The sequence below is a fragment of the Streptomyces sp. NPDC051976 genome (assembly GCF_040680795.1).
Lineage (GTDB): Bacteria > Actinomycetota > Actinomycetes > Streptomycetales > Streptomycetaceae > Actinacidiphila.
In genome coordinates this window covers 159,163-185,808 of sequence record NZ_JBFAXL010000010.1, presented here as the reverse complement: position 1 = coordinate 185,808, position 26,646 = coordinate 159,163, and the positions used below count along the sequence as shown (strand labels likewise).

General features: G+C 71.5%; 16 protein-coding genes and 1 riboswitch. Of the genes, 6 read left to right on the top strand and 10 right to left on the bottom strand.

The genetic code is table 11. The annotated features are described in order from the left end of the window. Positions 1-284: 284 nt before the first annotated feature. The 3 genes from AB0M29_RS14080 (at position 285) to AB0M29_RS14070 (ending at position 3,720) form a co-directional block, all read left to right on the top strand. The gene (locus AB0M29_RS14080) at positions 285-2,090 is read left to right on the top strand and encodes a ricin-type beta-trefoil lectin domain protein (RefSeq protein WP_365382501.1); all 1,806 of its coding nucleotides are present in this window, start codon (positions 285-287) and stop codon (positions 2,088-2,090) included. Positions 2,091-2,351: 261 nt separating this feature from the next. Continuing rightward, entirely contained in the window at positions 2,352-3,212 is an 861-nt protein-coding gene (locus AB0M29_RS14075) for a helix-turn-helix transcriptional regulator (RefSeq protein WP_365382500.1), read from the top strand. Between the two features lie 85 nt (positions 3,213-3,297). After that, a complete protein-coding gene (locus tag AB0M29_RS14070; protein WP_365382499.1) occupies positions 3,298-3,720 on the top strand; it encodes a hypothetical protein in 423 nt (140 codons plus the stop codon). 263 nt (positions 3,721-3,983) lie between these two features. Here AB0M29_RS14070 and AB0M29_RS14065 read toward each other — a convergent pair whose 3' ends face one another. Both AB0M29_RS14065 and AB0M29_RS14060 read right to left on the bottom strand, forming a co-directional pair. Next, complete coding sequence (locus tag AB0M29_RS14065; protein ID WP_365382498.1) at positions 3,984-4,184, bottom strand: DUF397 domain-containing protein; 201 nt, start codon at positions 4,182-4,184, stop codon at positions 3,984-3,986. Positions 4,185-4,368: 184 nt separating this feature from the next. After that, positions 4,369-5,328 (bottom strand): ROK family protein, encoded by a 960-nt coding sequence (locus tag AB0M29_RS14060; protein WP_365382497.1) that lies wholly within the window; start codon positions 5,326-5,328, stop codon positions 4,369-4,371. Positions 5,329-5,544: 216 nt separating this feature from the next. After that, positions 5,545-5,761: riboswitch (cobalamin riboswitch) on the top strand. A gap of 161 nt (positions 5,762-5,922) precedes the next feature. Here AB0M29_RS14060 and metE point away from each other — a divergent pair. Next, positions 5,923-8,241, top strand: a complete 2,319-nt coding sequence (gene metE / locus AB0M29_RS14055) for a 5-methyltetrahydropteroyltriglutamate--homocysteine S-methyltransferase (protein WP_365382496.1) — start codon at positions 5,923-5,925, stop codon at positions 8,239-8,241. Positions 8,242-8,498: 257 nt separating this feature from the next. Next, the gene (locus AB0M29_RS14050; RefSeq protein ID WP_365382495.1) at positions 8,499-10,673 is read left to right on the top strand and encodes a SpoIIE family protein phosphatase; all 2,175 of its coding nucleotides are present in this window, start codon (positions 8,499-8,501) and stop codon (positions 10,671-10,673) included. An 81-nt stretch (positions 10,674-10,754) separates the two neighbouring features. Here AB0M29_RS14050 and AB0M29_RS14045 read toward each other — a convergent pair whose 3' ends face one another. The 5 genes from AB0M29_RS14045 to AB0M29_RS14025 all read right to left on the bottom strand — a co-directional run bounded on the left by AB0M29_RS14045 (position 10,755) and on the right by AB0M29_RS14025 (position 18,778). Next, complete coding sequence (locus tag AB0M29_RS14045) at positions 10,755-11,939, bottom strand: type III polyketide synthase (protein WP_365382494.1); 1,185 nt, start codon at positions 11,937-11,939, stop codon at positions 10,755-10,757. A 285-nt stretch (positions 11,940-12,224) separates the two neighbouring features. Beyond that, positions 12,225-13,193 (bottom strand): hypothetical protein, encoded by a 969-nt coding sequence (locus tag AB0M29_RS14040; protein WP_365382493.1) that lies wholly within the window; start codon positions 13,191-13,193, stop codon positions 12,225-12,227. Positions 13,194-13,407: 214 nt separating this feature from the next. Further along, entirely contained in the window at positions 13,408-15,714 is a 2,307-nt protein-coding gene (locus tag AB0M29_RS14035) for a M9 family metallopeptidase (protein ID WP_365382492.1), read from the bottom strand. Between the two features lie 279 nt (positions 15,715-15,993). Further along, positions 15,994-17,598: an alpha/beta hydrolase gene (locus AB0M29_RS14030; protein ID WP_365382491.1), complete on the bottom strand. Its 1,605-nt coding sequence runs from the start codon at positions 17,596-17,598 to the stop codon at positions 15,994-15,996. A gap of 220 nt (positions 17,599-17,818) precedes the next feature. After that, positions 17,819-18,778: a LysR family transcriptional regulator gene (locus AB0M29_RS14025; RefSeq protein ID WP_365382490.1), complete on the bottom strand. Its 960-nt coding sequence runs from the start codon at positions 18,776-18,778 to the stop codon at positions 17,819-17,821. Positions 18,779-18,864: 86 nt separating this feature from the next. On the opposite strand from AB0M29_RS14025, the gene AB0M29_RS14020 reads away from it, so the two are divergent. Beyond that, positions 18,865-19,584, top strand: a complete 720-nt coding sequence (locus AB0M29_RS14020; protein WP_365382489.1) for a GntR family transcriptional regulator — start codon at positions 18,865-18,867, stop codon at positions 19,582-19,584. 43 nt (positions 19,585-19,627) lie between these two features. On the opposite strand, the gene AB0M29_RS14015 is transcribed toward AB0M29_RS14020, so the two are convergent. The 3 genes from AB0M29_RS14015 to gap form a co-directional block, all read right to left on the bottom strand. After that, the gene (locus tag AB0M29_RS14015) at positions 19,628-21,094 is read right to left on the bottom strand and encodes an aminopeptidase P family protein (protein ID WP_365382488.1); all 1,467 of its coding nucleotides are present in this window, start codon (positions 21,092-21,094) and stop codon (positions 19,628-19,630) included. A 190-nt stretch (positions 21,095-21,284) separates the two neighbouring features. Continuing rightward, the gene (locus AB0M29_RS14010; protein ID WP_365382487.1) at positions 21,285-25,358 is read right to left on the bottom strand and encodes a discoidin domain-containing protein; all 4,074 of its coding nucleotides are present in this window, start codon (positions 25,356-25,358) and stop codon (positions 21,285-21,287) included. A 274-nt stretch (positions 25,359-25,632) separates the two neighbouring features. Beyond that, positions 25,633-26,631, bottom strand: coding sequence for a type I glyceraldehyde-3-phosphate dehydrogenase (gene gap / locus AB0M29_RS14005; RefSeq protein WP_365382486.1), 999 nt, complete (start codon positions 26,629-26,631; stop codon positions 25,633-25,635). Between the last annotated feature and the right edge of the window lie 15 nt (positions 26,632-26,646).

The following is a 26,646-nucleotide window of genomic DNA, read 5'->3' as shown; positions in this document are numbered from 1 at the left end:
CACCCCGGCAGACGAACCGACCGGGAGGCGACGGGCAGGGGTGTCCCCGCAGGGTGGCGAACCGGAAGACGGTCAGCGGCGGAGTGCGCGCGCGTTCGCCGCCGAGGAGATACCCGTGACCGGCGCCGACCCCTGACGTCCGACCCGCCCCCGCCGGGCACCCGCCAAGCGCACCGCACCCCCTTGACTGGTGCATGCCCGGCTGGCACGGTGTGCTCGAAGTTGCGCAGCGAAAGCGCGGAATGAGCAACTTCAGACATCCCCCCTCACCTCCGGAGCGTCCCATGAGATGGCGTCAGCGGTTTGTCGGGTTCGGCGGAGTGATGATCCTCGCCGGAGCATGTCTCGCCATCAGCGGTGAGGGGCCCGCGGTGGCGGACGGCGTGGCCGCGAACACGAACGCACCCGTCGGCGTGCAGCCGATGATGGGGTTCAACGACTGGGCGCGGTTCACCTGCGCGGCGCAGGCGCGGCTGGACGGGACGCGGGACGGCTACTCGTTCCAGCAGTTCCTGGAGGACCAGGCGAAGGCGATGAAGGACACCGGCCTGGTGGCCGCCGGGTACACGAACATGACGGTGGACGACTGCTGGATGCAGCGCACCAGCGCGGGGTATCTGCACGGCGCCGCGACCTGGGGCGGCAGCAGCCAGCCTGGCTTCGACTGGGAGCTGACCGGGTACGCGGACTACCTGCACGGGCTCGGCATGGAGGCCGGGGTGTACAGCACCTCGGGCGTGAACACCTGCCAGGGCGTGCCCGCCGGAGTGATGGGGCACGAGCAGGCGGACGCCAACTCACTGGCGTACTGGGGCGTCGACTCGCTGAAGCTGGACAACTGCGGTACGACGTCGGCCAATCGGCAGCAGGAGTTCACCACGATGGCGAAGGCCCTGAACACGGCCACCGCCAACAGCAGCCGCAAGATCCTCTTCAATGAGTCGGCCCCCGCGGGCTACTCCCCGACGAGCGCGGAGAAGTACAACTCGCTGGACTGGGTGCGCGGGCTGGGCCAGATGTGGCGGGTCAGCCCGGACATCGCGGTGTGGCACCCGAGCCCCGCCTCCGCCTGGGACTGGCCGCACGGCGGCGACTACTACGAGGGCGGCGTCTACCAGAACCTCACCGACACCCTCGCCCTCGCGCGCTACGACGGGCCGGGCAACCACAACGACGCGGACATGCTGCTGATCGGCGACAACGGCCAGCTCACCCTGGCCGAGCAGCGCAGCCAGTTCGCCCTGTGGTCGGCGATGGGCTCGCCTCTGATGCTCAGCACCGACGTCCGCAAGATGGCCGCCGACCCCACCACGTACGCACCGCAGTTGGCCATCCTGAAGAACGCCGACATCATCGCCGTCGACCAGGACGCGCTCGGCGCGGGCGGCTATCTGGCCTCCCGTGACAACTCCTCGACCACCGCGGGCGTCGACGTCGTGGTGAAGCCGCTGTCGGGCGGCCGCCGGGCGGTCGCGGTGCTCAACAAGAACGCCTCCGCGACCTCCTACACCCTGGACCTGGCGCGGGCCGGCTTCGACAACCTCGGCTGCTCACGCACCGCGCGCGACCTGTGGAGCCACACGAACTTCGCCGTCACGTCGTCGATCAGCACCACCATCGCCGCTCATGACACGGCCATCTACACGATCGATCCCGGCAGTTGCGGCGCCGCGTCGGCCGTCGGCCAGATCCAGGCACCGCAGAGCGCGTTCCAGAGCGCGGCCCTCTGCCTGGACGCCTACAACGGCGCCACCTCCGGCACCAAGGTCGCCCTCTACTCCTGCCACGGCGGCGCCAACCAGCAGTGGAAGCGGCAGTCCAACGGCCTGATCTCCTCGCTGCAGAACAGCGCGCTCTGCCTGTCCGGTGACTCCACCGGCCTGCGGCTGGCCGCCTGCGACGGGACCGACAGCCACCAGGTGTGGACGTACAACCGCTCGGGCCAGCTCCGCCAGGCCGGCGGCGTCTGCGCCGACATCGCGGGCAGCGACTTCACCAACCAGAACTCCGTCGTCGCCACGTACGCCTGCGGCAGCCACCAGCCCAACCAGACCTGGAGCGCCCCCTTCACCGCACCACCCGCCGCCTAGCCGGCGCGAACAGCAGGGCAGTGGCCGGGGCATTCGCCCTGGCCACTGCCCTTTTCGCTGCCCTGTTCTCTGCCCTTTTCGCCGCCGGTGGCGGCACCCCGGCCGCCCTCGTCCGCTGCCCTTTTCCATATGCCGCGTACATGCCAGTGTCGTTTGGCTAGTAGCTTTTCGGTAGGTGCATACTGATGGGCACCAATAGCGAGGAACATATTGAGCATGGCCCCCGTTGCCCCGGGTAGGTGCACGACGAAGGAGCGGCGAATGACACCCCAGGACGATCCCAGCCTCAACAGGCGCAAGTTGCGCCTCGCGCTGCGCGACGCGCGCGAGGGCGCCAAGCTGACGCAGCGTGATGCCGCGACGGCCCTGGAGTGGTCGCCCTCCAAGCTCATCCGCGTGGAGACCGGCACGGTCGGTGTGTCGGTGACCGACCTGCGCGCCCTGCTGAAGCTCTATCAGGTCCGCGACCCGCGGAAGGTCACGGAGTTGGAGGCGGCCGCCCGGGGCAGCAAGGGGGCGAGCTGGTGGTCGTCCTTCCACGACGTGCTCAACCCGCAGTTCGCCAAGTACCTGGGCTACGAGACGGCGGCCACGTCGCTGCGCACGTACCACCCGATCGTGGTGCCCGGTCATCTGCACACGCACCAGTACGCCACCGCACTGCTCGAGGCGCGCGGCCTGGAGGGCAAGCGCCTGGAGCGGCTGGTCGAGTTGCGCATGCTCCGGCAGGAGCGGATGTTCAACGGCCGGAGCCGGCCCCCGGCCCGGTTCGTCCTCGACGAGGCGGCCCTGCGCCGCCAGGTCGGCGGGCGCGAGGTCATGCGCGGCCAACTCGACGCGCTGGAGGCGTTCGGGGCACGGGACGACGTGTCGATCCGGGTCCTCCCGTTCGAGTCCGGCGCGCACTACAGCACCCTGGGCAGCTTCGTCCTGCTCACGTTCGAGGAGGACGACGACCTGCTGTACCTGGAACACGCCGCCGGAAGCATGACCGGCGGCGAGGACATGGATCTCCTGGGGCGTTACCAGGAGTGCTTCGAGACGCTGATGGACAGGTCACTTGACGAGAACGACTCGCTGAACCTGATCCGCCGCATCAAAGAGGACCTCGGCGTGAGCTGAGGCCCCGTTTCCCAACACCGGTGGCGGATTCAGGGGAGGGGTCTGCATGGGCTTGGGGTCGATAGCCCAGCGCCTGCGAGAGTGGGTGCGCACCAGCACGTCCGGAACGGAACCGACACAGTCCGAGGAAGAGGCGGGGTGTCCCACTGACAACCTGGTGAAATTGCGGGCCAGCGAGAGCGCCGAGCGCACGCGCAACCTGATCGCGATCGAGAACGCCCGCAGCACGGCGGATCTCAAGATCATGCGGGCGGTGGGCGTCATCGTGCTGATGCTGCTCGTCGTCATCGTGCTGGGCGCGTACATCGTGATCCACGCCGTGGCGGGGATGCATCTGCCGTTCCTCGGCCTGGTGGCCAGCACCGTCCTCGGCGGCTCGGGCGTCAGCGGTCTGGCGTTCTTCGGCGGCCGACGGCTCCTGACGGGCCGTCGGCAGTCGGCTACCTCGGAGAGCCCGCCCGACGATCGAACGGAGGAAGGGAACCGAGACCGCGCTGGTGCCCCGTGACCGAGACCGAGGCGCGCCACAGTCCCGCGACCACGGACACCAGCAGCGCGGTCACGATCCACACCAGGAGCTTGGCCGACGTACCGGAGACCAGGAGCGAGCACGCCGCCGCGACCATCGTGGCGGCGACTCCGGTGGACACCGTGAAGAGCAGGACCTCGCCGACCCCGCCGGATGGCCGCGGAGAAGGTGTCCCCGACCGCTGCGCGGTGATTTCCCTGGTGTCCATCAGACCTCGCCCCCTTGCCGCTGTGAAGAGATCGTCATGAGCCGTCGAACTCCCCTGAGACGACGGCATGGAGAAAGAACGTCCATGCGGAGCCGGTGAAGCTCAGCGTCGGACCTGAAGGGTTCTTGGAGTCACGGGCGAGCACCTGCTCATGTCCCAAGGCGACCTCCACACACTCACCTTCGTTGCCACAGGCTGTGCTCCTGCGCCATAAGGGTCGCCCCTCATGCCCCACAGTCCCCTCCACTCCCCCCACGCCTGCCCCGATTCGCTCGGATCAGTACTTTCCGAAGATAGCGGCCACCTTCGGCGACCGCAGGAAAGTACCGGAGAAGGCCGGATGAAACCCACCGGGGGCGAAAACCTGGCGGAAACCATCACCCCGGCACATGAAGGAGGCCGGCGTGTCCGTGCGGGCGTCAGCGGGCGAACACCGTGACCCGGCGGCGGCTCGTCCGCAGCCGTGCGGCGAGGTCCATGGCGGCCAGGCCGGCGCCGACGCACCCGGCGCGGTCGCCGAGCACGGCGGGGGCGAGCGGCGGGATCGCCTGGACGCCGGCCCGGGAGATCATCGCGTTCTCCAGCGGGAAGAGCAGCTGGCCGCCGGAGCGGGCCAGACCGCCGCCCAGCACGATCAGCGAGGGGTCGAGCACCGAGACGGTCGCGAGCAGCGCGTCGGCGAGCGCCTCGACCGCGTCGTCCCATACGGCGCCTGCCGCCATGTCGTCCGCGGCGGCGCGCCGGGCGACCTCGGCGGGCTCGGCGGACCGGCCTGTGGCGGCCAGGTAGCGGCGGGCGATGGCGGGCGCGGAGGCATACGCCTCGGCGCAGCCGTGGGCCCCGCACGCGCAACGCTCACCGTCGGGGCGCACGACGAGATGGCCTATCTCCCCCGCCCGGTGGGTGGCGCCCGTCCGCGCGTGGCCCTTGGTCATGACCGCCGCGCCGATCCCGGCCCCCACGGGGACGAAGAGGAAGTCGCCGCGGCCGCGGCCCGCACCGAGCCGCGCCTCCGCCGTGCCACCGGCGCGTACGTCGTGGCAGACCGCGGTCGGCAGCCCGGTGCGCTCCTCGATCAGCGCCTGGAACGCCACGTCACGCCAGCCGATGGTCGCCGAGTAGATCCCGACCCCGGCCTCCTCGTCCACGATCCCGGGCACGGCGAGCCCCACCGCGGCCGCCGGCGCGCCCTCCCGCTCGGCCCGGGCCTGGAGTTCGGCCACGAGCTCGACGATGCTCGCGATCACCCGCTCGGGGCCCGCCGCCTGCCCGGTCGGCCGCCGTATCCATCCGCCGACATGCGCCGAAGCGTCCTCCAGGAGCCCCGCCTTGATGTCCGCGCCGCCCACGTCGACGGCGATCACCCGTGCGTCCCTCACCCGGCTCCTCCGATCAGGCTGGTCAGACCTTCGACCGCCACGACAGCAGAGAATCAGCACGTCATGCTCGAAGGTGAGTGTTTAGTACCAGATTCAGTCATGAACGCGCAATGAGTCCGGCGGACCCGAGCAGCCGGCGGGAGGGCGAAGGCCCGAAACCGGGCGTGATCCGTTTCGGATGGCGAACTGTGCTGCCGAGGAGGGCGCCCGCCCCCTAACGTGGCGTGTGCAACTGGTTCGCCCCTGCCCGCCAGGCAGGTGCGTCGCAAGAGGGAACCCGGTGGGAATCCGGGACTGCCCCGCAGCGGTGAGTGGGAACAACCGCCGTCATACGCACTGGATCCGCGGGATCCGGGAAGCGACGGCCAGTAGGTGTCTGCCCCGGCAGGCGTGCCCGCGAGTCCGAAGACCTGCCCGTTGCCCGTACGCGACCGATCGCGTGCGGTGTCCCGGTGACCTCGTGGGCGGGTCGGCGTGCACACCAGGCGGACGTACGCGCGGAAGGCGCGTCACGCGTCCGCCGGTCGCGCAGTCCCTTCGCGTCCGCGTCCCGTCGCCGGGATGTTCAGGAATCATCTCGCGAAGGAGATTTCCGTGACAGCGAAGTCCGCAGCCGCGGCAGCACGGGCGACCGTGTACGGCTACCCCCGCCAGGGCCCCCACCGTGAACTGAAGACGGCCGTCGAGGGGTACTGGAAGGGCCGTGTCACCGCCGACGCCCTCCACCGCACCGCCGCCGACCTGCGCCGGGCGAACTGGCGGCAGTTGGCCGAGGCGGGCGTCCACGAGGTGCCCACCGGTGACTTCTCGTACTACGACCACGTCCTGGACACCAGCGTGATGGTCGGCGCCGTCCCCGCCCGGCACCGCGCCGCGGTCGAAACCGACGCGCTCGACGGCTACTTCGCCATGGCCCGTGGCACCCAGGACGTGGCGCCGCTGGAGATGACGAAGTGGTTCGACACCAACTACCACTATCTGGTGCCCGAGTTGGGACCGGACACCGTCTTCACCGCCGACTCCGCCAAGCAGGTGGGCGAGTTGCGGGAGGCTCTCGCGCTCGGCCACACCGCGCGGCCCGTCCTGCTCGGGCCGGTCAGCTATCTGCTGCTGGCCAAGCCCGCGCCGGGGGTGCCCTCGGACTTCGCCCCGGTCACGCTGCTCGACCGGCTGCTGCCGGTGTACGCGTCGGTCCTCGGCGACCTGCGCGCGGCCGGCGCCGAGTGGGTGCAGCTCGACGAGCCCGCGCTCGTCCAGGACCGCACCCCGGCCGAGCTGAACGCCGCCGCCCGCGCCTACCGCGACCTCGGCAGCCTCACCGACCGGCCGAAGCTGCTGGTCGCGTCGTACTTCGACCGGCTCGGCGAGGCGCTGCCGGTGCTGGCCAAGGCCCCGGTCGACGGTCTCGCCCTGGACTTCACCGGGCCCGCCGCCGCCAACCTCGACGACCTCGCCGCCGTCGGCGGCCTGCCCGGCAAGCGGCTGGTGGCGGGCGTCGTCAACGGCCGCAACGTCTGGGTCAACGACCTTGAGAAGTCGCTGTCCACCCTCGGCACCCTCCTCGGCCTCGCCGGGCGGGTCGACGTGGCGGCCTCCTGCTCGCTGCTGCACGTGCCGCTCGACGCGGCGGCCGAGCGCGACATCGACGGGCAGATCCTGCGCTGGCTGGCCTTCGCCCGGCAGAAGGCGGCCGAGGTCGTCACCCTGGCCCGCGGTCTGGCGGAGGGCACGGGCGCCATCGCGGGCGAACTCGCCGCCAACCGCGCCGGGTTGGCCTCCCGCGCGCACTCCACCCTCACCCGCGACCCCGCGGTGCGGGCCCGTACCGCCGCGATCACCGAGGCGGACGGCCGCCGCTCCCAGCCGTACGCCGAGCGGGCCGCGGCCCAGCGCGCGCACCTCGGTCTGCCGCTGCTGCCGACCACCACCATCGGCTCCTTCCCGCAGACCGACGAGCTGCGCGCCGCGCGCGCCGACCTGCGGGCGGCCCGGATCGACACGGCCGGGTACGAGGAGCGCATCAGGGCCGAGATCCAGGAGGTGATCGCCTTCCAGGAGAAGACGGGCATCGACGTCCTGGTGCACGGCGAGCCCGAACGCAACGACATGGTGCAGTACTTCGCCGAGCAGCTCACCGGCTACCTCGCCACCCGGCACGGCTGGGTCCAGTCGTACGGCACCCGCTATGTACGGCCGCCGGTCCTGGCCGGTGACATCTCGCGGCCCGCGCCGATGACGGTGCGCTGGACGTCCTACGCCCAGTCCCTCACCCAGCGGCCCGTCAAGGGCATGCTCACCGGCCCGGTCACCATGCTGGCCTGGTCCTTCGTCCGCGACGACCAGCCGCTCGGCGAGACCGCACGGCAGGTCGCGCTCGCCCTGCGCGACGAGGTGGCCGATCTGGAGGCGGCCGGCGCGTCGGTCGTCCAGGTCGACGAGCCCGCGCTGCGCGAGACGCTGCCGCTGCGCGCCGCCGACCGGCCCGCGTATCTGGACTGGGCCACCGCGTCCTTCCGCCTCACCACCGGCGGCGTGCGCCCGGACACCCAGATCCACACCCACATGTGCTACGCGGAGTTCGGCGACATCGTGGGCGCCATCGACGACCTGGACGCCGACGTCATCAGCCTGGAGGCGGCCCGCTCCCACATGCAGGTGGCCCGCGAGCTCGCCGCCCACGGTTACCCGCGCGAGGCGGGACCGGGCGTGTACGACATCCACTCGCCCCGGGTGCCGGGCGCCGACGAGGCGGCCGAGCTGCTCCGCACCGGACTGCGGGCCATCCCCGCGGACCGCCTGTGGGTCAATCCGGACTGCGGCCTGAAGACCCGCGGCTGGCCCGAGACCCGGGCCTCCCTGGAGAACCTGGTCACGGCCGCCCGCACGGTACGCGGCGAGCTGACCGCGTCCTGACCGACCGGAGCGGGCGCGGGCCGGGGCAGGCCCCCCGGCCCGCGCCCGTCCCCGTGCCCGTACCGGCGCCGCGTCCGCGCCCGTACCCACGCCTGCCGCGGGCCCGTCACCGCGTGTCACCGGCGCTCGTACAGGCGAAGCGGGCACGAGTGTTATTCAATGGGGGTGCGGTAGGGATCTCGGGGCTTCATCGCACGGAAAACTCGGATACGCCTCCGGTCAGATGCCGGGGTTGGCGAGCGAGCTGGGAGCGCCGCATGGACTCCACACCCTCCCCCTCGTCGTCGTCGCCGTTCGACCAGGTCAGCCGCGCCTTGGGGGACTACCTCCCGCGAGGTGGGGCGACGGCGGCGGTCAGTGCTGCCGCCACACCGAGCGACCCCCCGGTGCCCGCACCCGGGCAGGGCGAGCGGTCCACCGGCAGCCAGGAGCAGATACTCGGCGCCGTCAACCTGGACCAGGACCTGAGGATCACCCGCTCCAACCTGGAGGCGCCCGCCTTCGAGGGGCTCAGGGGCTCAGCGGGCAGGCCGTTCGCCGAGCTGCTGCCCGCGGGGGACGTGCCGACGGTCATCCGGCGGTTGCGGCAGGTCGTCGAGACGGGCGAGGCACATGTCGCCCGGGTGCAGCGGCTGCGCCGGGAGGACGGCACGGAGCTGGTGGTCTCCATGAGCATCCTGCCCGCCGCGGCGCCGGACGAGGCCCTGACCGTCTCGCTGATCGCCATGGCCAAGCGGCTGCACCTGTACGCCTCCGAGACCGCGATCGGCACCTCGCTGGACATCGGCGAGACCGCCCAGTCGCTGGCGCAGTCCCTGCTGGCCTGGGGGGACGTGGCCGCGGTCGACCTCGACTACGCGGTGTGGACGGGCGAGGCGGTCACCGAGCAGGCGCAGGAGCGTATCCGGCTGCGGCGGGCGGCCCTGGTGCCGGACCGGGTGTGGCCCGACGGCTATCTGACCCCCGGCGACAGCCTGCCCGTCGAGGCGAGCCGGCTGCTGTCCGACGCGGTCAGGCGCGGCGACGTGGCCCAGGCGATCGTGATCCCGCACCGGGAGGCCATCGCGCGGGCGCTCGGCGATCCGCGGCTGGTGCGCGCCCTGGTGCCCGGTGACCGTCCGGTGAGCGTGGCGTGCATCCCGCTGGTCCTGGAGGGCTCGGACATCACGCCGCCGATCGTGCTGGGCGTGGCGGAGATCTGGCGGCGGCCGGACCGCCCGTTCCAGGACAGCGAGCTGCTGGACCTGCAGGAACTGGTGGCCAGGACCGCCCACCACGTCGACCTTGCCCGTCAGCACCAGCGCGAGCACGCCCAGGTGCTGGCGCTGCAGCGGCGGCTGCTGCCGCGCACCGGCAGCGGCACCATCGAGGTGGCCAGCGTGTACCAGCCCACCACACCCGACAGCGCGGGCGTCGGCGGTGACTGGGTGAACAGCTTTCCGCTGCCGGGCGGCCGAACCGCGCTGATGGTCGGCGACGTCGTCGGGCACGGGCTGGGGGCCGCGGCGGCGATGGGCCAGCTCAGCATGGAGGCGCGGGCGCTGCTCTCGGCGGGGCTGGCGCCGGACGAGGTGCTGGAGCACCTGGACGAGACGGTCACGCTGCTGGACGACGCGGACGCGGGCCTGGCGGCGGGCTACAGCGCCCTGGGATCGACCTGCTGCATCGCGGTCTACGATCCGGTCAGCCACCAGGTGGTGACGTCCAGCGCGGGGCACCTCCCGCCGATCCTGGTGCTGCCCGACGGGTCCGCGAGAGTGCTCACCGTGAACCCGCACCCCGGTCTGGGCACCGAGTTCGCGTTGCGGGAGCCGTTCGACGTGCACACCTTCGCCGCTCCCCCGGGATCGATGCTCGCCCTCTACACCGACGGCCTGGTGGAGACCCCGGTGGTGCCGATCGACGAGGGCATCGCCCGGCTGGCGGAGGTGGTGAGCCGGGTGCATCCCTGGGACGACCTGCAGCAGGCCGCCCGGCGCCTGGTCGTGGAGATGACCCCGCGCAACGGGCTGCGCGACGACGTGACGCTGCTGCTGGCCCGGATGGCGGGCCGTCGCAAGCGGGACACCGCGGCCTGGCGGTTGCCGGCCCGCGACGACGCGGCCGCCAAGGCGCGCGCGCTGGCCTCCACGCTCCTGCGGCAGTGGGACACCAAGGAGGACACCAGGGACAGCGCGCTGCTGCTGATCAGCGAACTGGTCACCAACGCGGTCCGCTTCGCCACCGGGCCCGTCACCGTACGGCTGATCAACGCCGGTCACGGTCTGCTGTGCGAGGTCGGCGACACCGGCAACGGCCGGCCGCGGCTGGGCCGGGTGGGACCGCTGGACGACCGTGGGCGCGGTCTGCACGTCGTCCACCGGCTGACCACCCGGTGGGGTGTGCGGTGGACGGACACCGGCAAGGTCGTCTGGGCGGAGATCGCCAGGTAGGCGCTGTCAGGTGACGCGTGTCACGCACCCACCTGTACTACCGGGGGTAACGCGAGGTCACCGGGCCAAGGGCGGCAGGTTTTAGAGCCACTCGCCCTCGACGGCGGTGGCGGTGAGCCCGGGGGCCGCCGCGTACAGCACCGTACGGCTGCCGCTCTCCTGGCCCGCGTCGTGGGCGCGCCGCAGGATGTCGAACACGGCCGCACCGCCGCGGTTGCCGCTGGTGTAGCTGTCCCGGCTGTACTCCAGTACGTCCGTCGGCCAGCCCTCGGGCATGGTCTGCTCCATATACTCCAGCACCCGGGTGCCGCCGGGGTGCGCGAGCAGCAGGTCGGGGTGCCAGGGGTCGGCGTCGCCCTCGTGGCGGCTGCGCAGCCACTCCCACATCGCGATGACGGTCTCCTGCACGGCGCGCGGCCCGCGGCGGTCCATCACGAAGTGCGTGCCGGTCTCGCGGGTGTCCAGTTTGTGCAGGTCACGGGTGCCGGGCAGGGTGTGGTGCCAGGACGCGTCCAGCCGCAGCACGGACTCGGGGCGGGGGCGCCCGGTGACCACCGCGGCGACCGCGGTGTCGGCGAACAGCAGCCGGACGATCAGCGACTCCAGCGTGTCGTCGGCGGGCTGGTAGGTGGTGCTCAGCGCCTCGGCGATCACGACCAGGACCACCCGGTCGGGGTCGGCGGCCACCAGGTCGGCGGCCAGCGCGAGGGAGCGCGTCCCGGCGATGCAGGCCCACTGGGTGGCGGGCAGCAGCAGTGTGTCGTCGCGGAGCGGCAGCCGGTTGGCCAGTGCCACGTCCAGCCCGGGCAGCGCCGGGGTGGTGGAGTTGCTGGTGATCAGGCAGTCGACGTCGGAGGTGTCGAGACCGGCGATCTGCAGGGCGCCGCGGGCGGCCCGCTCGCCGTACGCCTGTACGGCCTCCCATGCGGGCGCGGTGCGCTCCTGCACGGTCTGCTGCGCCGGTATCGCCTCCAGCGCGGCGATCGCGCGGTCCACGTCCTGCTCGCTGAAGCCGTCGCGGATCAGCGCCGCGCGGGCCGGGCCGACGCCCGTGCTCCGCAGCCCGCTCCCACCGCCGGGCGCGACCGCGGCGTCCAGCGGCAGCATCCACCCGCGGGTGTCGATGCCGGTGCTGGCCGCGATGCCGTCGATCCGCGACAGCCAGGGCGCCTGGGGGTGCCGGTCACGCACCTCGGCCAGGATCTGCTGGGTCTCGACGGCGTTCTCGCCGTGTATCACGGCGGGGGGAGACAGGTACGCGGCCACAATAAGCACCTTTCTACGCAGGGTTGACGGCTGCCATGGGGCGTATGAAATGGGTCACTTCGGCGAATGATGTTCAAGTAAGTGCCGTTGCACTCCACTTAGGAATTTATATACCGATTTGGCCCGGATGCGGCTGTGAGATGCCTCTCTGTGGCCTGCGCCACACCCCTCCCAGGAAGGGGAGTTACGGGTCCGGGACGCGCGGGACCCCCGCCGTGACCGCGAGGCGGTGCGACCGGCGGGGGTCCAGGACGTGCGGTGTGACGTGCGGAAACGGCGGGAGGGTCAGCCCACCGCCTTCCAGTGGTCGTACGCGCTGACCATCTGGTAGCTGCGGCTCGGGCAGTAGAAGGCGCTGTTCGGAGCGTCGTAGTGGGTGTCGGCGTTGGCCGTGGACGCGGCGGACCAGGCGCCGTTCCTGCGCACCGATATGTTGCTGGACTCGAAGGTGATGCCCGCCATGTCGTCGCAGGAGTAGGCGCGGCCCGAGGAGGCGACGGTGGAGTACAGCTCCTCGATGTCCCAACCGTCGGTGCGGCCCGACTGGTTGACGCCGGACTGGGTGAACAGGGTGTCCCAGCGGCCGGTGGTGTAGTTCCAGAGCGCCGCCGACCAGGTGTTGGAGGCCGTGCTGGTACGGATGACGCGGCCGGTGTAGGCGCCGGTGCCGTTGGTGTAGGTGCTCAGGAAGGAGCTGTTGATGGGCACCGACGCGGCGAAGTTGACGCTCTGGCACCAGTCCCAGGCGGAGACCGAGCGGCCGGTGTTGGTGTAGACGGTGACGAGTTCGACGCAGGAGCCGCCGGGCGGGTACATGGTCGGGGTGTAGATGGTGGTGTAGCCGTCCCTGACCGTGAGCGCGGTGGAGACCGACCGGGTGGCGCAGGAGCCGTCCGCGCCGGACAGCGTCTTGAAGGAGGTGCCCTGCGCCGGGTGGATGCTGATCTGCGGGCGCGCCGTGGAGCCGGCGCGGGCCGCGGCGCGCAGCGGGCCCTTGTCGGCGATGCCGTACCGCGCCCGGTGCTGCGCGGTCAGCGCCGACAGGTCGCGGTGGACCTGCGCCGGCGGCAGGGCGCCGCGGACCGCGGCGCCGGAGGCGGCGGTGGACGCGCACACGCCGACGGCCGCCGGGCGGGGTGTCGCGGCGGAGTGCGCGGCGTGCGAGGGGCTGGCGGCGGCGGTGCCCAGACCGCAGCCCAGGACCAGCGCCGCGGTGGCGGCGAAGACGGCCGTGGTGGACTTCAGAGTTCTCACGCTGATGGGTCCTCTCGTGGGGGGAGGCAGTCGATGACCATGCCAGCACTCAAACATGTTCATGACAATATGATCAGGGTGCGCGCGGACGGCCTTTGGCCGGTTGTCGCCCCTCGGCGCCGGGAAACGTCCGGTTCCGCGCCACCGTCGCCCGGTCGGCCGCTGGCCGGCCGGGCGACGGGGTCCGCACCTGTGCGGTGCTTCTGAAGCAGCGTCAGAAAGCGGTGGTGACGGTGACCCCGCTGAAGGCGGTCACGGCGTGCAGGCTGAGGTAGCGGTAGCCCGCGGTGGTGTTGGTGACGGTGAGGGTCTCGTCGTTGCCGGAGTTGGTGGACTTGGCGGTGTAGGCGGACGGGGTGGCCCAGTTGTCGGGGTTGTAGTAGAGGTCGGCGTTGCCGGTGCCGCCGGTCGTGGTGACCTTCAGCGTGGTGGTGCCGGCCGGCAGGTAGATCCACAGGTAGTCGTTGTCACCGGCGGCCGCGGCCTGGTTGGCGCGGTAGCAGTTCTGCGCCATGGCCTGGACGTTGGCGTCGGTGCACGGTGTCGCGGTGCCACCGCCGGTGCTGCCGCCCCCGGCCAGGCTGGTCAGCCAGGCGTCGAAGTCGGCATCGTAGCGGGTGCCGATGGCGGTGGCGTAGACGGCCTGGCCGCCGGTGTAGTCCCCGGTGCGGAACTTCGCCAGCATGGCCTGGACGTCGGCCGGGTGCTTCTCGCTCATGTAGCGGACGGCCAGGTAGCCCCACGGGTAGGTGCGGGTCTCGTCGTCGATGGTGTAGGTGTTCTTCCACAGGTCGCTGAGCTTGTACGTGTGCTTGGCCGCCTCGGCGATCGCCTCGTCGTCGCTGATGCCGCGGTAGCTGTAGGAGACGTACTCGGCCTGGCCCTCGATCCACCAGACGTCGGCGACCGATATCTGGGTGCCGAAGTCGCCCTTCATGTCGTAGATCGACTGCAGGACGTGCGCGAACTCGTGGTTGAGGTTCCAGGCGTTGGCGGTGAAGCCGTCGTCGTACGGCTTCTGGTAGAGGATGGAGTAGGCGACGTTGTTGGGGTCGGACGGGTTGCCGGTCAGCGTCTCACCGCCGTTGTCCGTCGAGTTGCCGAAGATCGCCCAGGAGTAGGTGGAGTAGTCGGCCTTGCTTCCGTAGATGACCATCTTGAGCGCGAAGTACTGGCCCGCGATCGGCCCGTTGTCCTTCACCAGGCCGTGGTAGTACGGCACTTCGTTGCGCAGGCTGGTGCAGACGTCGGTCTGCTGGGTCGCGGTCAGCGACTCCGCCATGATCGTGAAGTTGCTGCACGGGTACGAGATCGGCAGCGAGGCCGCGGTGAGCTGCTGGGTGAGGTTGCAGACACCGTAGTAGGAGCACTGCGCCGCGTCCTCGTCATTGGCCCGGTAGGCGACGTGCACCCACAGGCTCGCGGTGGGACCGGTGATGGACGAGGCGTTCATCAGCCCCTTGATCAGCGGGCGCACCTTGGTCTGCAGCGCCGGGATCATGACCATGTGGCTCATGTCGTTGCCGGCGTTGGAGTCGAGGACGTCGTTGGTCCCGCCCAGCAGGTCGCGGTGGTTGATCGTGAAGGTGTACAGCGTGTTCACGATGCTGGAGTCCTTGGTGACCGAGGTGACGAAGCCCGGCATCCAGGGGCCGCGCCACAGCGGCGTGAAGATCGAGTTCAGCGCCTCGTCCATCGCCGGGTAGGCGTCCCACGCGCTGGAGTACGCGGTGAGGTACCGCTTGTAGACGTTCAGGTAGTCGCCCTGCACCTGCGCGCTGTCGGTGATGACGAACGCCTCGGACAGCACGGTGCCGTTGCCCGCGCTGACGTCGCCGGCGTGGGAGCTGTAGAAGAAGGTGTTCAGCCCGGTCTCGACCGCGCGGGTGAGGGAGGAGTCGTACGTGCCGACGTCGGCGGCGTCGTTCTCCTGCACGTAGAAGCCGGCCCGCAGGAAGTACAGCAGCTCGTGCAGGCCGGTCGAGTCGTCGCCGGTGTACGAAGCGGCCGTGGTGTTGACGCCGTTGGCCACCGCGAGCATCTGCGACTGCTTGAACACCGCGTTGGCGTTCGCGCCGGTCAGGCTGAACAGCGGGTTGATGCAGGTGTACCAGTCGACCGTCTTCAGATACGCCACCAGCGCGCTGCCCGTCCGGCTGGTGAAGTCCGCGGTCGTACAGTTCGTCACCGCCGCCGGGCCGTTCTTCGCCGCGGTCCCGCCGCTGACCGCGGGCTTGATCCGGGTCGAACGCGCCGCGGAGGGGCTCTGCGCCCACGCGGCCGGGGCGCCGCGCAGGGCCGAGGGCAGCGCCTTGCTGCGGGCGGCGGGGAGTTCGGCGTTCTGGCCGGTGTCGGCGCCGGACCGCTTGGCGACCGCGGCGGCCGCGGCGGCGTGGGCCGGAGCGGGCCGCGCCGGGCCCGGGCTGGCCGTCGCCTGCGTGGTCAGCAGGGCGACGGCGAGGCCCCCTGCCGCCAGCCCGGCGGCGAGGATTCTGGGCAGGGGTGATCGTCGATGACGCATGGCATCTCCCTTTGTGGGGGTGGGAAGCCGCCCGAACTCCCGAGGCGGTGCCATGTAACATGGCACCAGGGTGAAGCCCTAGGCAACGCTTCGTGGCATCGCACTTTCGCCGGGACACCCCCAACATCTGGACTGCCGGACAACTTCTGTTCACCCCCGTGGGTTTGGCGACGCGCTGCGGTGACGGGACGTCAGAGTCCTTCACCCTGGCCGCACATGACACAAGCGTGTCCCCCCGCACCTCGCGGGGGGACACGCTCGGGCGACCGGCGGCCGGTGTCAGATCCGGCCGTGCACGGCCTCCCTGTCGGTGGCCGGGAGCGCGGCGGTGGCCCGCTTGGCGGCCGGCGTGGGGTCGACATAGACCGGGGCGGGGTCGGCCTCGGGGGCGCAGGTCCTGGCGATGAAGCCCTTGCCCGACGGGAGCGTGCCGTCCCGCAGATAGGCGACGAAGGTGTCGTCGAGGCACGCGTCGCCGTGGAAGAGGATCTCGTGGAAGCTGCCGCCGTTCTGGACCACGAGCTTGGAGCTCGGCAGCGCCTTGTGCATCGCGACCGCGCCGGGATACGGCGTGGCCGCGTCCTCGGTCGCCTGGAAGAGCAGTACCGGCGGCAGGCCCTTGCCGGTGATCTTCAGCCGTCCCGCGCCGCCGTCGTGCGGCCAGAACATGCAGGCCGCGTTGTACCACATGTTGTTGTACGTGTAGAAGGGCGCGACGGCGTTCACCGCGGCCTGGTCCTTCTTCCAGAACTCCCAGTCCCGCGGCCAGGAGTTCTCGGTGCACTGCACCGCGTTGTAGTTGGGGAACGCCCCGTCGTCCGCGCCGGGTGCGGCGTAGCGGTTGTAGGCGATGTTCAGCGGCCGGGTGTCGTGCTGGTTGGCGTAGGCCGACAGCACGGTCGCCATCCGGGGCCAGCGCAGGAAGTTGTAGCCGCCCCCGTAGAAGGTGTCCTCGAACTCGGCCGGGCCGATCGCGCCGGGAGCGGGCGCCGCGGACACCGGTGAGGTGCGCAGGGCGTCCTCCACGGCGTTGTACGCCTTGACGACGTCCGCCGCGGTGGTGCCCAGGTGGTAGACGCTGTCGGCCTTGGCGGTCCACGCCGCGAAGGCGTCGAAGCGCCGCTGGTGCTCCTTGTCCTGCAGGATGTTGTGGTCGTACCAGGTGATGGTGGGGCCGACGATGCTGTCCAGCACCATGCGCTTCACGTGCGACGGGAAGAGCTGGCCGTAGGTGGAGCCCAGCGAGGTGCCCCACGAGCCGCCGTAGAAGCTGATCTTCTTGGTGCCGAGCGCGCGGCGGATGCTGTCCAGGTCGCGCGCGCTGTCCACGGTCGTCATGTGCGGCAGGATCCAGCTCCAGTCCGCCGCGCAGTCGGCCGCGTAGGTCGCGGCCTTGGCCAGCCACGCCTTCTCGGTGCCGTGGCCCACCTGGTAGTCGGGGCGCTCGGCGTCGAAGTAGTGGGCGTCGCAGACGACATGGGGCTCGCTGCCGTTGGTGCCGCGCGGGTCGAAGCCGATCCAGTCGTACGTGGACGCCACATCGGCCGGGATCTGGCCGGTGATGTACGCGGGCATCCACAGGCCGCTGTCACCGGGGCCGCCGGGGTTGAGCAGGATCGGGCCCTGCTGCTGCGACTTGGGCGCGGTGGCGGGCAGCCGGTCCAGCTTGATCTTGATCTTCCGGCCGTCGGGGTGCGCGTAGTCCACGGGGACGTCGAGCATCGCGCACTGCAGGGCCGGGGTCGTGGCGTCACCGCAGGACGTCCAGGCGAGCGAGCTCACCCCGGTGCCGTCCTGCCGGTCGGGTGCCGCGACGGACGGCACCGCGCCGCCCAGCAGAACCGTGGAGACCGCCATGGCCACCAGGGCCGACGATCTTCTCATCTGACCTCCTCAGTCGGCGCGCCGCACGAAGGGCGCGACAGGGTCGAGCGAACTGTGGTGCGGGGAAAGGGCGTTGGGGCGTGCGCGCGATCGCGGTCTGCCGACAACCCATCAGTGCAATGTAAAATAGTACGGTGACATTGCACATGCCACCCCTAGACGAGATCCGCGGGCCGACAATCAGCCCGCGGCCCGCTCGGTACGACGACGCTTACGATCCCTAGGCGCGCGGGACCTGGTACTGCCTGGCCACCCACTCCTGGAAGTGCGGTGCCCGGGCCATGAGTTCCTTGTAGGCGGACGCGGCGGCACCGAACAGCGCCTCCGCGACCTCCTCGGAGACCCGCGCCTTGTGCCACACCATCACGTAGCGGCACCACAGCGGTGTGCCGGCCAGCGGTCTGATGGTGACGCCCGGTATCGGATGGGTCGTCGCCTGGACCATGGAGACGCCCATCCCGTCGGCGATCATCCGCTGGAGCTGCGCCCGGTCGCCCAGGTACTCGTGCACCGCGGCGGGGACGAAGCCCGCGGCCTCGCAGGCCGCGTAGTACACCCCCGGCCAGCCGGCGCCGTCGTCCGGGGTGAGGAACCAGGCGTCGTCGGCCAGATCGGCGAGCGCCACCTCGCGCTGGCCGCTCTTGGGGTGGTCGGCGGGCAGCGCCACGAAGCAGGGCTCGGTGACGAGGGCGCGGCGGGCGAGGTCGGCGGAGTGCCGCAGCTCCTGGCCCGGGTAGTCCACCGCGATGGCCACGTCCACCTCGTCCCCCTCCAGCAGGGCGACGATCTCGGACGAGGAGTACACGCTGCTCACCAGGGGCGCCAGCCCCGGCAGCACCTTGCGGGCGCGGCCGACCAGCCCGGGCAGCACGGGGGTGTTCGTCGCGGCCAGCCGCAGCACGCGGTCGGTGGCGCAGGGCGCGCCGGTGGTGCGGCGGCCGATGGCCTGGGCGCGGGTGAGGACGTCGCGGGCCTGCACCACGACCTCGAAGCCGAACGGCGTCGGATGGATGCCGACCCGGCCGCGGACGAACAGCTCCTGCCCGAAGAACCGCTCGATCCGCTGGAGTTGGCTGCTGACCGCGGGCTGGGTGAACCCCAGAGCCGCGGCCGCGCGGCCGAGGCTGCCCGTGTCGGCGATCGCGCACAGCGTCCGCAGATGCCGAAGCTCGAGTTCCATCCGTGCTCCTCCAGATTGCGGCACCGTCACAGCAAGAACAACGTGACATTGTATACTCGCGTCACCGCTCGTCTGGAGGGTCGATCATGGGCCATTTGTCGTCGCGCAGGATCGTCCCCGTCCACGAGCACCTGCGAGACCAGGTGGCCCACGCGCTGCGCGCGGCGCTGATCGCGGGCGAGCTGCTGCCGGGGATGGTGTACTCCGCGCCGACGCTCGCCGCCGAGCTGGGCGTCTCCGCCACCCCGGTGCGCGAGGCGATGCTCGACCTGGCCAAGGAAGGTCTGGTGGAGGCGGTCCGGAACAAGGGCTTCCGGGTCACCGAGGTCACCGACCGCGACCTCGACGAGTACACCGAGATCCGTGAGCTGATCGAGGTCCCCACCATCGCGCGCGCCACCGCCGTCGCCTCCCCCGAGGCACTGGAGGAACTCCGCCCGGTGGCACAGGAGATCGTCACCGCGGCGCGGGGCCATGACCTCATCGCGTACGTCGACGCCGACCGGCGCTTCCATCTCGCGCTGCTGTCCCTGGCGGGCAACGACCACCTGGTGCACGTCGTCAGCGACCTGCGCAAGCGCTCCCGGCTGTACGGCCTCAACCGGCTGGACGCCAACGGCACGCTGGTGGACTCCGCCGAGGAGCACATCGAACTGCTCGACCTCATGCTGGCGGGCGACATCGAGGGTGCCCGCGCGTGCATGCGCCGCCACCTCGGCCACATCCGCTCCCTGTGGGCGAACGGCCGGGAGGAGGAGGCGGCCGCGGCGGCGCCCGCGGCGACGCCGAAGAGCCGGGTCAGGTGACCGGGCCGCCTCGGGGAGGAGACGGCCCGGTACCCGGTACGGGTCAGCCGTCCAGCAGCGCCCCCATCCACGCCTCGATCGTGTCGGCCTCCCGGGGCAGTGCCTTGGACATCAGCTGGGCGCCGTTCGCGGTCACCACCAGGTCGTCCTCGATGCGGATGCCCATGCCGCGCAGCTCGGCGGGCAGCAGCTCGTCGTCCGGCTGGAGGTACAGGCCCGGCTCGACGGTGAGGACATGGCCTTCCTCCAGGACACCGTCGAGGTAGGTCTCGGCGCGGGCCGCCGCGCAGTCGTGGACGTCCATGCCGAGCATGTGGCCGCTGCTGCACAGCGTCCACCGCCGGTAGACACCGCTCGCCGGGTCCAGCGCCTCCTCGGGGGAGACCTTCAGGACGCCCCACTCGTGCAGCCCCTCGGCGATCACCCGCATCGCCGCCTGGTGGAAGTCACGGAACCTGGCGCCGGGCCGCAGCGCCGCGATCCCCGCGTCCTGCGCGGCGAGCACCAGGTCGTACGCCGTCCGCTGCACGGGTGAGAAGCGGCCGGACAGCGGCAGGGTGCGGGTGATGTCGGCGGTGTAGAGGGTGTCGGTCTCCACGCCCGCGTCCAGCAGCAGGAGTTGGTCGCGGTCCAGCGGCCCGTCGTTGCGTGTCCAGTGCAGGACGCAGGCGTGGGCGCCGGCCGCGGCGATCGTCTCGTAGCCGACGCCGTTGCCCTCGGCCCGGGCGCGCAGGCCGAAGACGCCCTCGATCCACCGCTCGCCGCGCGCGTGCCGCAGCGCCTGGGGCAGGGCGCGGACCACGTCCTCGAATCCGGCGGTGGTGTGGTCCACGGCCAGTTGCAGCTGCCCGACCTCCCAGGGGTCCTTGACCAACCGCAACTCGGCGAGTGCGGCGGTGAATTCGTCGTCGCCCGACGGCCTGAGGCGGTCGCCGCCGACGAGTCGGTCGACCTCGCCGTCGACACCGGCCAGCAGCCGGGTGGTCGGCGCGGCGCCGTCCAGGAGCTTGGCCAGCCCGTCCAGGTGCTCGCAGCGCAGCCCGCTCATGGCCGCCGCCTCGTCGAGGTCCGGCCGCCGGCCCACCCAGTACTCGCCGTACCGGCGGTCGCGGTAGAAGTCCTCGCCGTCGCGCGAGGAGCGGGGGCGCAGGTAGAGGACGGCTTGGTGACCGCTGCCGGCCGGTTCCATCAGCAGGACGTTCCCCGGCTGGTCCTCGCCGGTGAAGCCGGTCAGCCAGGCGAAGGCGGTGTGCGGCCGGAAGCGGTGGTCCACATCGTTGGAGCGCACCGCGAGCCGGCCGGCGGGCACGATCAGCCGCTCCCCCGGGAAGCGCGCCGACAGCCGCGCCCGGCGCGCCGCCATCAGCGACTCCCCCGGCACCCGCAGGTCCGCGGGCAGCGGGCTCGGCGCCCACCCCGTCGTCATGAAGTCGCGGAGCGCCGGGGACACGGCCAGGTCGTGGCTGCCCGTGTGCAGGCCCGTCGAGGGCGTACTCAAGGTCTCGGTCATCTCAGGGCGACTCCTTCGCCATCCGCTTACGTCAAGCCCGCGGGCCATTGCAATGTCACATTACGTGGCAGGAAGGACCGCGCGTATGCCCCGGAGCGGACGTTATGACCACCCCCCGGCAAGTCCTATGCGTGGCGGTGGCCGGGCGACACGGCCGCCCGGCCACCCCTCGTCAGGTCAACTCACCGGGTCAACTCACCTGCATCGCGGGGCTGTTGTACGCCTCCGCCCGGAGCACGGGCTCCGAGCCGAGGGCGCCGGAAGGCCAGGACAGCGTGACCGTACGGGACTCTCCCGGCAGCAGCCACAGGTAGTTGTCGCTGTACAGCGTCGGCAGCACGCGCATCCCCCCGTGACCGTCGAGCAGCGAGAGCCGCACCATCGCCGCGACGCCCGGGCCGCGGTTGGTGACGGTGGCGGTGAGCGTGCCGCGTGACCCGGAGCGGCCGACCCGCCCGAGGGAGGCGGACAACCGCACCTGCCGGGCGGCGTTCAGCGCCTTCATGGCCGCCGGAGTGCGGTACCGCCAGTAGGTGTTCCGCGACAGCTCCCGGCCCTTGGCGTCGGTCAGCACCAGCCGCAGCAGGTGCAGATCGGGCAGGTCGTCCGTCCAGCCCGCCGCGAACGCCCGCGCGGTCGCCGACGATCCGACGTCCAGCGACGCCCGGAGCTCACCGCCCAGCGGGCGCCCGGCCAAGTCGTAGGCGCGGGCGCTGACCCGGGCGCCCTTCAGGTCCCGCGCGGTGTGGTTGACCGCGATGACCTCCCACCCCAGCGGATCGGCCTGGACGTGCAGCGGCTCGCAGGCCGTGCGGGAGCCGTAGTACATGCCGTTGACGTCGAAGTCGTAGTCGTAGGTCTGCCACACCGTGCTGTGCCAGGCCGGATGGGACATCCACAGCATGAGTCCGCTGGCGTCGTCCCACAGGTTGGCGTTCCACGCCTCGAACATCGCCCGGCTGTTCTCGAAGTTGACGAACTGCGCCTTCCTCGCGAAGTCGTCCAGGCCGGTGGCCGCGCCCAGCCGGGCCTCGATCGCGGCCTTGTAGTTCTGGGGTGCCTGGTTACCGTGCTCGCTCCAGTCGTGGTAGTACCAGGCGCCGCCGATCGGCCACTCGGGCTCGTCACCCACCATGTTCCGCATGCTCTCCGCGGTGGAGACCACCGGCATGCCGATCTCCGTGTGGAAGCCGAAGCTGTTGCTGCCGTACGACGAGGGGTCGTAGTACTTCTCCGGCTCGACCCAGTTGTATGGGCCGCCGCCGCTGATGATCCCGCCCGCCGAGTTGTTCTGGTAGAGCACCCCGGGCGCCTGCGACAGCACCGCGTCCCGCATGCCGTCGTCGATCGCCTGGGGCGGGTTGCCCTCGTTGGCGCCGCACCAGACCACGACGGAGGGGTGGATGCGGTAGCGCAGCACGGTGTCACGGGCCAGCGAGTTGTACGTGTCGTGGTCCGGCGGGTCCATGCCCCACGCGTTGGGGAAGTCGTTCCAGACCAGGATGCCGTGCTCGTCGCAGGCGGCGAAGAACTCCTCGCGGTCGCTGCAGCCCACCCAGTTGCGGATCATGGTGAAGTTCATGTCGCGGTGCATCCGCACCGCCGCGTCCATCCGCTCCGCGGGCATCCGGCGCAGCAGCTCGTCCCAGCCCCAGTTGCCGCCCCGGGCCAGCACCCGTACCCCGTTGACGCTGATCCGCAGCGGATCGGGCGAGTTCTTCACCGACTTGACGTCCGTCCACGCCTGCCCGTCGTCGGACACCTGGATGACGTACGTCTTGGGGTAGGCCGCCTCCCAGAGGATCGCCACCCGGTCGAAGCCGCGGGAGGAGCCCAGATCGACCTGGATCCACTGGTGGTCGGCGTACTGCGAGGACCAGCGGGTGCCCGGCGCGCCGTCGGTGGCGTTCACCGCCGGGTACGAGGCGTCCTCGCTCGACGCGGTCGCCGTCCTGTGCAGCGCCAGGTCCGTACCCGGGTCGGCGCTGTCGATCACCGCCAGCGACCACAGCGAGTTGCCCCAGCTCGTCTGCCGCAGGCCGCAGTTGATCCGCACATAGCGCGCGGTCCGGGCCGTGAAGTCCTCCACCTGAAGGCTGGCGTCGCCGCCGTTGAACGGCAGCGGTACGGCCGTGTTGTCGACCGCCCCGGCGTCGGTCCACGCGGAGCCGTCGGCGGACACCTGCACCACATAGGTCTGCGCGTACGCCTGTTCCCAGGTCAGGTCGACGCGGTCGAAGGCGACGGAGGACCCCAGGTCGACCTGGATCCACTGGTCGTCCTGGTAGGCGGAGGTCCAGCGGGTGCCGGGGTCGCCGTCGGTGACGCTGCCGGGCTGGGTGCCGTCCGCCACCGTGGACGCGGTCGCGGGGGCGTGCAGCGCCAGGTCCATCGCGGGCCGGGCGCTGTCCACCACGGAGAGCGTCCACAGCGAGTTGCCCCAGCCGGTGGCGCGGGTCAGGCAGTGCACCCGCACGTAACGGGCCGTCCGCGGGCCGAGGTCGACGCTCTGGGTGTACGCGTCGCCGCTGCTGGTGAAGGCCAGCGGGACCTTGTACTCGTAGCCGAACTGGCGTATCCCGAACCGGGTGGTCCGCCGGTCGCTGCGCTCGCCCGCGACGGTCGCGGTGAGGGTGAGGTCGTACAGGTGCGGGTCGCCGAGGCCGTTGGGCCACCACAGCCGGGGGTCGCTCACCCGCAGGGCGGCGAAGGTGCCGGGGGCGAAGACGACATCGAGCCCCTTGCCCGCGGGGACCGTGACGACCTGGGACACGGTCACCCCGTCGAACGCCGCCGTGACCGTCGTGCGGCGGTCCGCCGCCCCGGCGTTGCGCACCGGCACCGTCACCGTCAGCTCCGCCACCGACGTGTCCGGCAGCTTCGGCAGGACGGTGTCCACGCGCGGGTCGCCGATCACGACGTCGCCGGTGGAGCGCAGCCTGACGTGGTTCCAGATGCCCGCCACCCGGTCCCGCACCGCGGGCATCCAGTCCCAGCCCGAAACGGCCAGGTACGTCGGCGAGTTGAGGTTCATCTGACCGGCCCCGGCGTCCACCCAGGACTCGCCCGCCGGGCCCTTGTCACCGGGGCTGCCGGGGACGGGCATCGGTGTGATCCGTACCGCCAGCGCGTTCTGGCCGCTCGCCGACAGCAGCGCGGTGACATCGAGGGCCGAGCGGGCGAAGGGGTAGGTCATCCCCGCGACCCGGTGGCCGTTCAGCCAGATGTCGGCCTGGTGGTTGATGCCGTCGAACTCCAGCCACACGCGGCGTCCGGCCCCCGTCGGCAGGCCCTGCGGGACCGCGAAGTCCCGCTTGTACCACCAGGCGTGGCGGGACAGCGCCTCGGGGATGTGCAGGTTGTTCAGGCCGCGCACCGGGTCCGGCAGGTGGCCCTGGTCGACAAGAGAGGCGAGGACGGTGCCGGGGACCGTGGCGGGCAGCCACGCGCTGGTGTCGACGGTCGGCAGCGAGAGGTCGGCGCCCTCACCGCCCGCCCAGTCGTCCATGATCAGGGTCCAGCCCGACTCCAGCGGCACCGTGCCGTCCGCGGCGACCACCAGCGCGGGGGCCCGGTGGTCGTGCGTGCCCCAGTCCGTCCAGCCGGTGGCGTGGGCGCGGTGGCCGGGGGCGGCGCCGAACACCTCGAAGCCGTTGAGGCCCAGCGGGTTGGGGCTGGAGCGCTTGCGGGAGGTCATCCGCACCCAGCGGGCGGTGACGGGGGCGTCGAGGGCGATGTCCACCACTCCCCCGGTGCCGGCGGTGGTGCGGTGGACGCTCGTCCACGCCTTCTTGTCCGTCGAGGTCTCCACGACGAACTCGACGGAGTAGCTGGACAGGATCTCCTTGCCGGTGGTGCCGTCGGCCCAGTTCCCCGGGCGCTTGACGAAGACGGGGTCCTGCGCGTCCGCCTCGAAGGTCAGCCTGATCCGGGTGACCTGGCAGGCCGCCTGCAGGTCGACGGAGATCCACTGCGGGTCGCCGTCGGCGGCCCGCCATCCGGTGCCCCGCACACCGGGTGAGGTGACCTTGTCGACGACGAACTCGCCGGGCGTCGGCGCGTAGTCCGTCGAGGACACCTCGACGGGGCGGTACGCGGCCAGTTCGCCGGGGGTGCCCGCCCCGGCCGCCGGGGTGCCGGAGAGCGCCGCGGCACGTGCGCCGGGGAGGGCGACGGAAGCGGCGAAGCCCGCCAGGAGCGTCGAGCCGGTCGTCACCACGGATCTACGGGAGGGGTGGTCTGAGGGTGGTGTCTGAAGCGCCATGCGAGAGCAGTCCAATCACGCGTCTGAACCCTGCGGGAGGCGTCGGGCGGCCCTGGCAGCGCCTGACAACGTTGCCAAGGATGATTGACAACGTTGCCATAGGCTTCGTCGCGCCCCGGAGGTTGTCAAGGGTTTCGACGGGATTGACGCCATGTGAGATGCGGCGCGACGTGGTGCCGTCGGCCTCGACGCACCGTACAACACCGGGCCGCCCTCTCGGTCGGGGGAGGGCGGCCCGGCGGGTGTGCGGGCGAGCGACGGCGTGCGGGGCAGGTCAGCTCGCGGCGAGGAGTTCCAGCGTGTCGATGACGCGGTTCGAGAAGCCCCACTCGTTGTCGTACCAGGCCACGACCTTGATGTGGCGGCCGTCGACGCGGGTCAGGGCGGAGTCGAAGATCGACGAGGCCGGGTTGCCGGTGATGTCGGACGAGACGAGCGCGTCCTCGGAGTATTCGAGGACACCGGCGAGGGGTCCGGCCGCCGCGGCGCGGTACGCCTCCAGCACCTCGTCGCGGGTCACGTCGCGGGCGACGGTGGTGTTGAGCTCGACGATCGAGCCGACCGGGACCGGTACGCGGATCGAGTCGCCGGACAGCTTGCCGTCGAGGTTCGGCAGCACATGGCCGATCGCCTTCGCGGCGCCGGTCGTGGTCGGCACGATGTTCACGGCCGCGGCGCGGGCGCGGCGGGCGTCGCGGTGCGGGCCGTCCTGCAGGTTCTGCTCCTGCGTGTAGGCGTGCACCGTGGTCATGAACCCGTGCTCGATACCGGCCAGTTGGTCCAGTACGGCGGCCAGCGGCGCGAGCGCGTTGGTCGTGCAGGAGGCGTTCGAGACGATCGTGTGCGTCTCCGGGTCGTACGCCTCGTTGTTGACGCCGTACGCCAGCGTCACGTCGGCACCGTCCGAGGGGGCGCCGACGAGCACCTTCCTGGCGCCCGCGTCGAGGTGGGCGCGGGCGGCCTTGGCGGAGGTGAAGCGGCCGGTCGCCTCCAGCACGATGTCGACGCCGAGCTCGGCCCAGGGCAGCTGCGCCGGTTCGCGCTCGGCGAGCACCTTGATACGGCGGCCGTCGACGACGAGGGTGTCCCCGTCGACGGTCACCGGGCGGCCCAGCCGCCCGGCGGTGGTGTCGAAGGCGAGCAACCGCGCCAGGGCGGCGGGCTCGGTGAGGTCGTTGACGGCCACGATCTCCAGGTCGCTGTCGCGCTCCAGCAGTGCGCGCAGCACATTGCGTCCGATGCGGCCGAATCCGTTGATGGCGATGCGAGTCATGAGTGTGTCCCTTCG

Excerpts from the sequence above, each read along its gene's own strand:
- AB0M29_RS14080 (WP_365382501.1), top strand. The coding sequence starts at position 285 with ATGAGATGGCGTCAGCGGTTTGTCGGGTTCGGCGGAGTGATGATCCTC.
- AB0M29_RS14075 (WP_365382500.1), top strand. The coding sequence starts at position 2,352 with ATGACACCCCAGGACGATCCCAGCCTCAACAGGCGCAAGTTGCGCCTC.
- AB0M29_RS14050 (WP_365382495.1), top strand. The coding sequence starts at position 8,499 with ATGGACTCCACACCCTCCCCCTCGTCGTCGTCGCCGTTCGACCAGGTC.
- AB0M29_RS14035 (WP_365382492.1), bottom strand. The coding sequence starts at position 15,714 with ATGCGTCATCGACGATCACCCCTGCCCAGAATCCTCGCCGCCGGGCTG.
- AB0M29_RS14030 (WP_365382491.1), bottom strand. The coding sequence starts at position 17,598 with ATGAGAAGATCGTCGGCCCTGGTGGCCATGGCGGTCTCCACGGTTCTG.
- AB0M29_RS14025 (WP_365382490.1), bottom strand. The coding sequence starts at position 18,778 with ATGGAACTCGAGCTTCGGCATCTGCGGACGCTGTGCGCGATCGCCGAC.
- AB0M29_RS14020 (WP_365382489.1), top strand. The coding sequence starts at position 18,865 with ATGGGCCATTTGTCGTCGCGCAGGATCGTCCCCGTCCACGAGCACCTG.
- AB0M29_RS14015 (WP_365382488.1), bottom strand. The coding sequence starts at position 21,094 with ATGACCGAGACCTTGAGTACGCCCTCGACGGGCCTGCACACGGGCAGC.
- AB0M29_RS14010 (WP_365382487.1), bottom strand. The coding sequence starts at position 25,358 with ATGGCGCTTCAGACACCACCCTCAGACCACCCCTCCCGTAGATCCGTG.
- gap (WP_365382486.1), bottom strand. The coding sequence starts at position 26,631 with ATGACTCGCATCGCCATCAACGGATTCGGCCGCATCGGACGCAATGTG.